Here is an 11428-nt window from a genome sequence, read left to right on the forward strand (position 1 = left end):
TGCCACGGACAGGAATGCCATGACGGACAGCAGGCCACACCGGCTGCCGAGGCTCGAGGACGTGGCGGAGGTGGCCGGGGTCTCGCACCAGACCGTGTCGCGGGTGGTCAACAACCACCCCAACGTGAGCACGCGGACGCGGGAAAAGGTGGAAGCGGCGATTGCCGAACTCGGCTACCGCCGCAACACCGCTGCCCGGAGCCTGGTCACCCGGCGCTCACAGACCATCGGGGTCCTGGGCAGCGAACTCTCGCAGTACGGTCCTGCCAACACCATGCTGGGGGTGGAGCGGGCTGCACGGGACGCAGGATACTTCGTCAGCGTCGCTGCCTTGCGGGAGGTCACGCGGGGCGGGATCCTGGACGCCGTCCGGCATTTCCTGGACCAGTCGGTGGACGGGATCGTGGTGATCGTTCCGCACCTGGAGACGCTTGCAGCCCTGGCGGTACTGCCCATCGGAGTGCCTGTGGTCGCCGTGGGGCCCAACGGAAATGACACCGTTGGCGGCGTCAAGGTGGACCAGCGCCGCGGGGCCGAGTTGGCTGTGCGGCACCTCATCGGGCAGGGTCACGTCAGGATCGGGCACGTCGCCGGGCCGCAGGACTGGATTGACGCTGTGGCACGCGCCGAGGGCTGGCGTTCCACCTTGGACTCCGCGGGCCTCGACGCGGACCTGGTCATGGAGGGTGACTGGAGCGCCGGCAGCGGCTACGACATCGGTCGGCGGATGGCGGCGGCAGGGCGTGCCACTGCCCTCTTCGTAGGCAACGACCAGATGGCATTGGGGGTCCTGCGCGCTTTGACCGAGGCCGGCATTAAGGTGCCGCAGGACGTCTCCGTGGTGGGCTTCGACGACCAGCCGGAGGCTGGCTACTTCAGCCCGCCGCTGACGGTTGTCCGGCAGGACTTTGAGGAACTGGGCCGGCGGTGCATGGACATGATGCTCACGGCGCTCACCGGTGGCGAAGGACCGCGGACACTGGTGGTGGAGCCGGAACTTATCCTGCGCGGCAGCACGGCCCCGCCCGGCTGAGGGCCGACGCGGTCTGAGGGCCCACGCGGTGTTGGAAACGGACCGGTGTTGGATTAAAGCCGGTGTTGGATTAAAGCCGGTGTTGGATTTAATCAGGGGGAGACCGCGCCGAAACGTGGCCACAACAAACGCTGCGTAGGTTTCAGGCATGACGGCTACCCTGTTCACCCGGCTCCGCGACTGGCTGCTGGACACCATAACTTACGAATCCGAGGCCAGTGCTGCCGGTGCCATGGCTGACGCCACCCGGTGGGGGTGGCTGCCGGCACTGAGCGGGGTGTCGATTGGTGCCGGCCAAGCCCGCTCCGGGCATGCAGGAACTATGCCGGCAAACCCCGATGTGTATCGTTGAGCACACTATTGCGCCGGTAGCGGGCTAATGCCCTAAACTGCTGCACTGAGGTGCCTGAATGGCGCTGCGCAGCAACGAAAGTGAACACGCAATGGCTACCGATTACGATGCTCCACGCAAGCAGGAAGAAGAGTCGCCCGCCGACTCCCTCGAAGCACTCCAGGCGTCACGGAGCGGGAACGCGCAGACCGCGGTCATCGATGTCGAGGAGAACGACACCGCCGAAGGCATCGACCTGCCCGGCGCCGACCTGTCCAACGAGGAACTGACCGTTATCGTGGTTCCCGAGCAGTCGGACGAGTTCACCTGCTCGTCGTGCTTCCTGGTCCGCCACCGGTCGCAGGTTGCCCGCGAAAAGGACGGCCTGAAGTACTGCCGCGACTGCGAAGGCTGAGTTTCTTCCCGATCTTTCCCGGCGCCGGCCACCTCCTTGGGGTGGCCGGCGCTGCTTTGTCTCCAGCCGCCGTCGTTACCAAAATGGGCCCTCGTTTCCGGGCCCGAACACTCCTACGCTGGAAGCATCCAATGGTTCTTTTTCCTGGATGGCACTGCAATGAAAAAGTTCTCCATCTGGCTCGCAGCCATCCTGCTGGCTGTAGGGCTGGGAATGACGGTTTCGGGGCCTGCCTCGGCGGCACCCTACTGCGGGCTCACGTGGGGCTCGCTTGCCAAATCCGGGCAGGACACCGGTACCGCAGCCGTCACCAACGTCCGCACGGGGCAGCATTACTGCTTTGACCGGCTGGTGGTGGACCTCAACGGGCCTGCAGTCTCCTATACGGTGCAGTATGTGCCGCGCATCGAACAGGAGGGCTCGGGGGCCGTCATCCCAGTGCGGGGCGGCGCCCGCCTGCATATCAGCATCAAGGCGCCCTCCTATGACGAGAACGGCAACGCCACCTACAACCCTGCCGACAAAAATGAACTCAGCAACGTTTCGGGCTACCAGACCTTCCGCCAGGTGGTCTCCGCCGGCAGCTTCGAAGGGTACACAAGCCTGGGACTGGGCGTCCGGGCCCGCCTCCCGTTCCGGGTATTCACCCTGGCCGGCCCCGGCTCCGGCTCCCGCCTGGTGGTCGACGTGGCGCACTTCTGGTGACGGAACCGTCGTCGTAAACCAAAAAGGTGCCGCACCCCTGATGGGGCGCGGCACCTTTTCTGCGGGGTTTACTCCGGGACCACCAGTGCCGGCGTGTCCTGCCTTAGGGTTTCGCCGCGGAAGAAGCCGGGGTGCGTGCGGGCCATGACCAGCATGACGACGGCGCCCAGCGCCAGGATCCCGACGCCCAGGATGAACACCAGGCCGACGCCGAAGATTTCCGAGCCGCTGCCGAATTCAGGCGCCAGGCTGTCCATGGCGGTCTGGACGAACACCACGAACAGGCCCACGCCGCCCAGCACCGGGCACACCAGCCGGAACACGAAGTGGCGCATGCTGTTGAAGAGGCTGTGGCGGAAGTACCAGGTGCAGGCCATGGCGGTGAGGCCGTAGTAGAAGCAGATCATCAGGCCCAGGGCCAGGATGGTGTCGTTCAGGACGTTCTCGCTGACCACATGCATCACTGCGTAGAACCCCGCGGACATGACGCCCGCGGCAACGGTGGCGAAGCCCGGCGTCGCGAACTTCCTGCTGATGCGGCTGAAGGGCTCCGGGAGGGCACCGTAGTGGGCCATGGCCAGCAGGCTCCGGGACGGTGACATGAAGGTGGACTGAAGGGATGCGGCGGAGCTGGAGAGGACGGCCAGGGACATCAGGATGGCGAAGGGACCCATGATGGGGGAGGCAAGGGCCGTGAAGATGTTCTCGTGGTTTTCGGCGTTGTTCAGGCCGTTGCCGGTATCGCCGACGCCCGCGAACATCATGTTGGCGGCCAGCAGGCCCCAGCCGCCCATCCAGCCGATCCAGGGCCCGAAGGCTTTGGTCACCCAGGTGAAGGTGGTGCCGCTGTCCGGAGAGTCGGCGTTGAGCTCCCGGTAGGCGAGGGAAACCAGGATCATGGGGATGAACCCGATCAGGAAGATGACCGGCAGTTGGAGCCCCGCTTCATTGACGGTGGGTCCCAGTGCGCTGGTGAGGGTGTAGGCGGGGGCAATGGTGGAAATCCCCAGGACGACGACGGCCAGGAGCCCGAACTGGCCGCCCTTGAGTCCGTTGGCGCTGATGCCGCCCGCGGAGGGGGCGTGGGCGTGCGGACCGGGTTTGGCGGTACTGGTGCGGATTGTCTCTGTCATGGCACCACTTTCTGGAAGGGCTGTGAGATGGAGGTCACTATATGAATGACGTTCATTTAGTATGAGGACGCCCATCCCGGGATGCAAGAGGAAATATGAATCACATTCGTTTGTGACTCATTTTCAAATTAGTAAGCTCACTGAGAAATTTTCTTCCGCCCTGCCGCCGCGCGGTCCCCGGCTGGTAGCGTCTGCCGTACTGGACCACTCGAGGAGGATGCATGAAAGCTTCACCGACACTGACCAATAACCTGCAGGCCGTCCTGGCGGACCTGATCGAGCTCCACGTTCAGGGCAAGCAGGCGCACTGGAACATCGTGGGCACCAACTTCCGCGACCTCCACCTGCAGCTTGACGAGATCGTGGACGCCGCGCGCCAGTTCGCCGACGACACCGCCGAGCGCATGCGCGCCCTGCACGCGCTCCCTGACGGCCGCAGCACCACCGTTGCGGAAACCACCAGCCTGGCCCAGTTCCCTGAAGGGCTGATAAGCACCGGGGACGCCATTGAGCGGATCGTCGCCGCCATGGAGGCTGCCGTGGGCACCATGCGCAAGGTCCATGACGAAGTGGATGAGGAAGACCCCACCTCCGCGGATCTCCTGCATGAGTTCATCTCCCGGCTGGAACAGTTCGCCTGGATGGTGCAGGCGGAAAACATGAAGCCCACCGCCAAGGTCACGGCGGCCGACTCCAAGTAGCCGGCATTTCATTGGGCGTCCGGCGCTGAGGGGCACCCCCCGGCGCCGGACGTCCTTTTTGCTGCCTGGCCCGTCCGGCTACGACGCTTTGGGCACTTTCCGGAGGACGACGGCGGCGAGCACTGCCGCCGTCGCCATAAGTACCAGCCCAATGGCCGACGTGATGTGCACGCCGGAATCAAACGCGGAGGCCGCGGCGTCGCTGACGGCAGCGACAGCGGAGGGGGCAGCAGGCGTGCCGCCTCCACCGCGCCGGCCAGCGTTTCCCCGGCGTTGTGCAGGGAAGGCCCCTGCAGCATGCCGTCCAGCCCCGCGGGCAGCCTCAGGTTCTGCTGGTAGGACGCCGTCAGGATGGAACCCAGCACAGCAGTCCCCAGCAGCGAGCCCACCTCATAACCCGTTTCGGAAATTGCCGCGGCAGCGCCTGACCTCTCGGGCGGGGCGGAGCCGAGGATCAGGTCATTGGAGATGGTCTCCGCGGTGCCCACGCCCAGCGTCAGGACCAGGAGCGCTGCCAGCAGCAGTGAGGGTCCGCCGTCGTGGTTCCCGAAGGCCACCATGCTGTACCCAATGGCACTGAAAGCCAGCCCCGCAGCCACGACGTGCCCCGGACGGACCCTGCGGACCAGCGGCACCACCACCAGGCCGGCCACCACCGTGGCCGCCAGCGCCGGGATCATGGCAACGCCCGCCGCGGACGGGGTCATGCCCTCGAGGAGCTGGAGGTGCTGGGCAAGGAACAGAATGAACCCGTTGAAGGAAAACAGGGCCAGGATGTTCGCGCTGATGGCCATGCTGAACACCCTGTTCCGGAAGAGCGTCATATCCAGCAGCGGGTGCTCCAGCCGGTGCTGCCGCCGCACGAACACGGCCCCCATCGCCAGGCCGAAGAGGATGGCACCAAGGCCTGCCGTGCCGGGGCCTTCGGTGGCAACTGCCTTGATGCCGTAAACCACGGGAACCATAACCAGCATCGAGAGCAGGATGCTGGTTATGTCCACCTTGCCTGGCGCCGGGTCCTTCGATTCCGGGATGAGGGCCGGCCCGAATGCCAGCAGGGGGAGCATGAGGGGCACTGCCACCAGGAAAACGGCCCCCCACCAGAAGTGCTCCACCAGCCACCCGCCGAGGATCGGCCCCAGGGCGGCGCCACCCGAGAATCCTGCGGCCCAGATGGCTACGGCCAGCCTCCGGCGGTTGGGCTCAGGGAAGATGTTGCGGATCAGCGACAGCGTGGACGGCATCAGCATGGCGCCAAAGAACCCCAGGGCTGCGCGGCCGGCGATCAGCCACTCCGGCGTGGGCGCAAAGGCCGCCGCGGCTGACAGTCCGGCAAAGCCCAGGCTGCCGATGGTCAGCAGCCGCCGCCGCCCGATCCGGTCGCCAAGGCTTCCCATTGATACCAGCAGCCCGGCCAGTACCAGCGGGTAGGCGTCAATGATCCACAGCAGTTGCACGCCGGCGGGCTCCAGGGCGCGGGCAATGGCGGGCAGCGCGAAGGTCAGCGCGGTGTTGTCCACCGCAACGAGCAGCACGGGAAACATCAGCAGCCCCAGGGCAAGCCAGTCGCGCCATGGCGGGCGTCTGGCGTGGCTGTTCCCGCGGGCAGGTGCAAGGGCATTGATGGGTGCGGCCATAAGGTAACTGTACCGTCCGGACGGTATAGTTTTGAACTGCATCTATTCCGTTTTCCTGCCCGGTGGAAGGCATGATGGAAGGCATGCCCCGAAAGCCTGTAGCACGTGACGCGGTCCTTGACGCCTTCGAGTCCCTGCTGATCGAAGTAGGGGAGCGGGCTGCCACCCTCGATGCCGTTGCCCGGAAGGCCGGTGTGTCGAAGGGCGGGCTGCTCTACCACTTCCCCAACAAGGAAGCGCTCATCGCCGTGCTGCTTGACCGCCTGGATGGGCTGGCGACGGCGGATGCCGACGCGATGGCTTCGGCCAGCGAAGGTGCGGCGGCATACTTCATCCGTTCCTCTGTCTGGGCGGATACTCCGCTGGACCGTGCCATCGTGGCCGCCACCAGGCTTGCAGAGGTGGCGCACGAAGGGACGCGCCGCCGTTTCGCAGCTATTCAGCAGCGCTGGCTGGACGAGATCGCGGCGGATGTTGGGCCGGGGCTGGCTAAAGCAGTGCTTTACATGGGTGACGGCTTGTACTTCAATGCCATGCTGTCCGTGGCCCCTGTGCCGGAGGGGGGAGCGGCCGCTGACGTGGAGGAACTCCTGGCCGCTTTGGAGCGGCTCCGCAGGTAGCCCTGACTATTTGCCGGGAGGGGTTGTGGCGTAGGACAATGGAGAGTTGTGAGGGCTGTTACCGGCCCGTCACGATCCAACAAATGAATAGCCTTTGACCTGCGGCGGGAGAGTTCTGCCGGAAGTAAAGGCAGGCGCCGTAGGAGCAAATCCTCCCCAGGAATCTCGCAGGCCCCTGTACCGCCGCGGCGAGGCGCCTCTGGAAAGCAGCAGGCAGTTTTCCTGCCTCCCTTTGGGGAGCGAAAAGACTGCTGTGCTCACCGACGGTGCAAGCGGAACCTGCCCAGCGCAGGCAACGCGGAAACTCTCAGGTCCAATACAGAGCGGGGAGGAACCCGAATAGCTGTGGCGTACCCTGCGCCGCCTGAGTCAATGGAGTTCCTTCGTGCCGGTTACCCCAGCCCCCACCACCTTCGTAGACCGCCATATTGGCGCGCGCCGCCAGGCCGACGTCGACACCATGCTCAAGGCCGTGGGCTACGACACGGTCGATTCCCTTGTTGACACCGCCGTTCCCAAGGTCATCCGACAGGACACCGCACTTCGCCTGCAGGACGCCCTCAGCGAGGTTGAAGTCCTCACGGAGCTCAGGAAGCTCGCCGCGAAGAACAAGACCGCCGTCCAGCTGATCGGCCAGGGCTATTACGACACCGTCACACCGCCGGTGATCCGCCGGAACATCCTCGAGTCCCCGGCCTGGTACACCGCGTACACGCCGTACCAGCCGGAGATTTCCCAGGGCCGGCTTGAGGCGCTGCTGAACTTCCAGACCATGGTCCAGGACCTCGTGGGCCTGCCTATCGCGAACGCCTCGCTGCTGGATGAGGCCACGGCGGTGGCCGAAGCAGTGCTGCTGATGCGCCGTGCCAACAAGGCCAAGCCCGCGTCCGACGGCAAGACAGTCCTGGACATCGACGTACTCCCGCAGACCATCGCCATCGTGCTGGGCCGCGCGGAGGCGCTCGGCTTCGAGGTGGAGGTGGCCGATCTGTCCCAGGGACTGCCCGAGGGAGACATTAACGGCATCGTATTGCAGCAGCCCGGCGCCTCCGGCCGGGTCTGGGACCAGTCCGGCGTCATTGCGGCTGCCAAGGAGCGCGGCGCCCTGGTCACGGTGGCCGCGGACCTGCTGGCGCTCACCCTCATCACCCCTCCCGGCGAGCAGGGCGCCGACATCGCCGTCGGCTCCGCCCAGCGTTTCGGCGTGCCGCTGTTCTTCGGCGGCCCGCACGCCGCGTACATGGCCGTCCGCAAGGGCCTGGAGCGTTCGCTGCCCGGCCGCCTCGTGGGCGTGTCAAAGGACGACGCCGGCGTTCCCGCCTACCGCCTGGCGCTGCAGACCCGCGAGCAGCACATCCGCCGCGAGAAGGCCACCTCCAACATTTGCACTGCCCAGGCCCTCCTGGCCATCGTTGCCTCCATGTATGCGGTGTACCACGGCCCGGACGGGCTGAAGGCGATCGCCGTTACGGCGCACGGCCACGCCCGTACGCTGGCGGCCTCGCTGGCGGCTGCCGGCGTCGAAGTCCTGCACGCGAGTTTCTTCGACACCCTGACCGTCCGCGTTCCCGGACGTGCGGCAGTGCTTGTGGCCGACGCCGAGGCGCGCGGCATCAACCTTCGCCCCATCGACGCCGACACGGTGGGCATCGCCCTCGATGAAACCACGACGACGGCGATCGTCGCCCAAGTTGCCGACATCTTTGGCGCCCCGGTTGCCGAGGGCCAGGGGTTTGGCCTGGAGGCCGCCGTCGAGCGTTCCTCCGACTACCTGCAGCACCCGGTCTTCAACACCCACCGGTCCGAAACCCAGCTGCTGCGCTACATCCGTAGGCTGTCGGACCGGGACCTGGCGCTGGACCGCACCATGATCCCGCTGGGCTCCTGCACCATGAAGTTGAACGCCACCGCCGAGATGGAGGCCATCTCCTGGCCGGAGTTCGCCTCGATCCACCCGTTCGCCCCCGACTCCCAGACCGAGGGCTGGCGCGAACTGATCGCCGACCTGGAAGCGGACCTGACCACGATCACCGGGTACGACCAGGTGTCCATCCAGCCCAACGCCGGGTCCCAAGGCGAGCTGGCCGGCCTGTTGGCCATCCGTGGCTACCACCACTCCCGTGGGGAAGAGCAGCGCAACGTGTGCCTCATCCCTGCTTCCGCGCACGGCACCAATGCCGCCTCCGCGGTCCTGGCCGGCATGAAGGTGGTGGTTGTTGCCACCGCTGCTGACGGCACCATCGACCATGATGACCTGATGGCTAAGATCGAAGCCTACAAGGATGTCATGTCCTGCATCATGATCACCTACCCGTCCACCCACGGCGTGTACGACGGGGATGTCCGTGAAGTCTGCGACGCGATCCACGAGGCCGGCGGCCAGGTGTACATCGACGGTGCGAACCTGAACGCGCTGGTGGGCCTGGCGCAGCCGGGTCAGTTCGGCGGGGACGTGTCCCACCTGAACCTGCACAAGACCTTCTGCATCCCGCACGGCGGCGGCGGACCCGGCGTGGGACCCGTGGCTGCCAAGGCGCACCTGGCACCGTTCATGCCGGGCGACGCCAACAAGGCTGCGCATGAGGCCGGACATGGCGTTGCCATTTCCGCGTCCCGGTTCGGTTCTGCCGGTGTGCTGCCGATTTCGTGGGCTTACGTGAAGCTGATGGGTGGCGACGGCCTGACCGAGGCCACCAAGTCGGCGCTGCTGGCTGCCAACTACGTGGCGTCCCGCCTGAACGAGTATTTCCCCGTTCTGTACACCGGCGAAGGCGGGCTGGTGGCCCACGAATGCATCCTGGACCTGCGAGAGCTCACGGCCAGGACCGGGGTCACTGCCGAGGATGTGGCCAAGCGGCTGATCGACTTCGGTTTCCACGCCCCCACCCTTTCGTTCCCCGTGGCGGGCACGCTGATGGTGGAGCCCACCGAGTCCGAGGACCTGGCCGAGATCGACCGCTTCATCGAGGCCATGATCACCATCCGCAGGGAAATCGACCAGGTGGCCAACGGCGACTTTGCCGTGGGCGACTCACCCCTTCGCCGCGCACCCCACACGGCAGCCGCCGTCGTCAGCTCCGATTGGGACCGCGCCTACCCGCGGGAGCAGGCCGCGTTCCCTGCACACCACAAGCAGGACAAGTACTTCCCGCCCGTGGGCCGCATCGACGGTGCCGCCGGGGACAGGAACCTCATCTGCTCCTGCCCGCCCCTCGAGGCGTTCGAAAACTAAGGACCCGCACCATGACCGAGAAGTACACCGCGCTGTACGACGAGCACAAAAAGCTGGGCGCCTCCTTTACCGACTTCGGCGGCTGGGAGATGCCGCTCAAGTACAGCTCCGAACTGGCCGAACACCACGCAGTCCGCAAGGCGGCCGGCCTGTTCGATCTTTCCCACATGGGCGAGGTCTGGGTGACCGGGCCGGAGGCCGCCGACTTCCTGGACTACGCCCTGGTGGGAAAGATCTCCGCCATGGCCGTGGGCAAGGCAAAATACTCGCTGATCTGCAATGCGGACGGCGGCATCATCGATGACCTCATCACCTACCGCCGGCCTGCCGCGCAGGACGGCACCGACGTCTTCCTGGTGGTCCCCAACGCAGGTAATGCCGCAGTGGTGGCAGCAGCCCTGCAGGAACGGGCTGCAGGCTTTGATGTACAGGTGGAGGATGCGTCAGCCCGGACTTCGCTGATCGCCGTCCAGGGCCCCAAAGCCCAGGAACTCCTGCTGCGCCTTGTCCCGGCCGCGCAGCACGCCCTGGTGGCGGAGCTGAAGTACTACGCCGCCGTCGAGGTGCCGGTCCTGGTGGGCGGCGCCGGCAAGGAGCTCCTGCTGGCCCGTACCGGCTACACCGGTGAGGATGGGTTCGAGATCTTCGTGGACAACGGCGATGCGGCAGGGCTGTGGCAGGCGCTGATCGCCATCGCCGACGATGGGGAACTGACTCCTGCCGGCCTCGCGTCCCGCGACTCGCTCCGCCTCGAAGCGGGGATGCCCCTGTATGGCAATGAACTGTCGCTGCAGGGCGACCCGTTCGCGGCCGGCCTGGGGCCCGTCGTCGCGCTCTCCAAGGACGGCGACTTCGTTGGCAAGGCTGCGCTTGCGGCCAAAAAGGAAGCCGGCGCCGGCAGCACCTCAGGGCGCCGCCTCGTCGGGCTCAAAGGCCAGGGCCGGCGTGCCGGCCGCGCACACTACCCCGTACTCAAGGATGGCATCACGGTGGGCGAAATCACCTCAGGCCAGCCCTCACCCACCCTTGGCTACCCGATCGCCATGGCCTACGTCGACGTCGAACACTCCGCCCCGGGTTCCGCCCTGGACATCGACCTCCGCGGCAAGGCCGAACCGTTCGAAGTCGTCGACCTGCCGTTTTACCGCCGAGCCAAATAACCTTTCGTGCCTCACCGTGGCTGGCTTCGGGGCCGGCGGACCGGACATTTTCACGCGTGCGTTGGGCCCACGCCGTCAGGGTTCCCTGGCCGAGCTTGCGAGGTTAGGGAGACGGTGGGGAGCACGCTTTCGAAAAGTCCGGCTCCGCCCGCCCCTCGAGGGCATGTCGCCTTGGTGACTTGCCTGCGGAGTGGGCGGGGCATCCGGCAGCGTGCGTCTAAGGGAGCGTCACGTCCGCTTAGCGGGCGTCTTCGCGACCGAGCACGCAGAGGATGTCCTGCCCGCTCCACCCCAACCACCTGTTTAGTTAGGAACCACCATGGCTGTTGGCGTCTTTGATCTGTTTAGTATCGGGATTGGGCCTTCGTCTTCCCATACTGTGGGGCCGATGCGGGCTGCTGCCGTGTTCGCGGAGGAGCTCAAGGCGTCCGGGGTCCTGGCGCGGGTGGGGTCTCTGCGGG

At 66.2% G+C, this 11428-nt stretch carries 10 protein-coding genes, 1 pseudogene and 2 riboswitches; of the genes and pseudogenes, 9 read left to right on the forward strand and 2 right to left on the reverse strand.

The annotated features are described in order from the left end of the window. The first annotated feature begins 19 nt into the window (after nucleotides 1-19). The 4 genes from IEW19_RS20345 (at nucleotide 20) to IEW19_RS20360 (ending at nucleotide 2484) form a co-directional block, all read left to right on the forward strand. Complete coding sequence (locus IEW19_RS20345) at nucleotides 20-1033, forward strand: LacI family DNA-binding transcriptional regulator (protein WP_188573395.1); 1014 nt, start codon at nucleotides 20-22, stop codon at nucleotides 1031-1033. A gap of 148 nt (nucleotides 1034-1181) precedes the next feature. Then, on the forward strand, nucleotides 1182-1385 hold the full coding sequence (locus IEW19_RS20350) for a hypothetical protein (RefSeq protein WP_188573396.1): 204 nt from the start codon (nucleotides 1182-1184) through the stop codon (nucleotides 1383-1385). A 91-nt stretch (nucleotides 1386-1476) separates the two neighbouring features. Beyond that, nucleotides 1477-1779: a DUF4193 domain-containing protein gene (locus IEW19_RS20355; protein ID WP_142030266.1), complete on the forward strand. Its 303-nt coding sequence runs from the start codon at nucleotides 1477-1479 to the stop codon at nucleotides 1777-1779. A 159-nt stretch (nucleotides 1780-1938) separates the two neighbouring features. Beyond that, nucleotides 1939-2484, forward strand: coding sequence for an AMIN-like domain-containing (lipo)protein (locus tag IEW19_RS20360; RefSeq protein ID WP_188573397.1), 546 nt, complete (start codon nucleotides 1939-1941; stop codon nucleotides 2482-2484). A 68-nt stretch (nucleotides 2485-2552) separates the two neighbouring features. Here IEW19_RS20360 and IEW19_RS20365 read toward each other — a convergent pair whose 3' ends face one another. Continuing rightward, entirely contained in the window at nucleotides 2553-3617 is a 1065-nt protein-coding gene (locus IEW19_RS20365; protein ID WP_188573398.1) for an amino acid permease, read from the reverse strand. A 221-nt stretch (nucleotides 3618-3838) separates the two neighbouring features. Here IEW19_RS20365 and IEW19_RS20370 point away from each other — a divergent pair, with 221 nt between their 5' ends. Further along, a complete protein-coding gene (locus IEW19_RS20370) occupies nucleotides 3839-4318 on the forward strand; it encodes a Dps family protein (protein ID WP_188573399.1) in 480 nt (159 codons plus the stop codon). 78 nt (nucleotides 4319-4396) lie between these two features. Here the strand turns inward: IEW19_RS20370 and IEW19_RS20375 are convergent. After that, nucleotides 4397-5955 (reverse strand): annotated as a pseudogene (locus IEW19_RS20375) (MFS transporter). A gap of 83 nt (nucleotides 5956-6038) precedes the next feature. On the opposite strand from IEW19_RS20375, the gene IEW19_RS20380 reads away from it, so the two are divergent. The 4 genes from IEW19_RS20380 to IEW19_RS20395 all read left to right on the forward strand — a co-directional run. Then, complete coding sequence (locus IEW19_RS20380; RefSeq protein WP_188573400.1) at nucleotides 6039-6575, forward strand: TetR/AcrR family transcriptional regulator; 537 nt, start codon at nucleotides 6039-6041, stop codon at nucleotides 6573-6575. A gap of 95 nt (nucleotides 6576-6670) precedes the next feature. Then, a riboswitch (glycine riboswitch) is annotated at nucleotides 6671-6768 on the forward strand. Nucleotides 6769-6797: 29 nt separating this feature from the next. Then, a riboswitch (glycine riboswitch) is annotated at nucleotides 6798-6907 on the forward strand. A 53-nt stretch (nucleotides 6908-6960) separates the two neighbouring features. Then, nucleotides 6961-9807 carry an aminomethyl-transferring glycine dehydrogenase gene (gcvP, locus tag IEW19_RS20385; RefSeq protein WP_188573401.1) on the forward strand — a complete coding sequence of 949 codons (2847 nt, stop codon included), beginning with the start codon at nucleotides 6961-6963 and terminating at the stop codon, nucleotides 9805-9807. Between the two features lie 11 nt (nucleotides 9808-9818). Next, nucleotides 9819-10967, forward strand: coding sequence for a glycine cleavage system aminomethyltransferase GcvT (gcvT, locus tag IEW19_RS20390; protein WP_188573402.1), 1149 nt, complete (start codon nucleotides 9819-9821; stop codon nucleotides 10965-10967). Nucleotides 10968-11286: 319 nt separating this feature from the next. Beyond that, nucleotides 11287-11428 (forward strand): serine dehydratase beta chain (locus IEW19_RS20395; protein WP_308420021.1); only part of this gene is annotated, 142 nt, incomplete at its 3' end.

Source organism: Arthrobacter liuii (genome assembly GCF_014639275.1).
Taxonomy (GTDB): domain Bacteria; phylum Actinomycetota; class Actinomycetes; order Actinomycetales; family Micrococcaceae; genus Arthrobacter; species Arthrobacter liuii.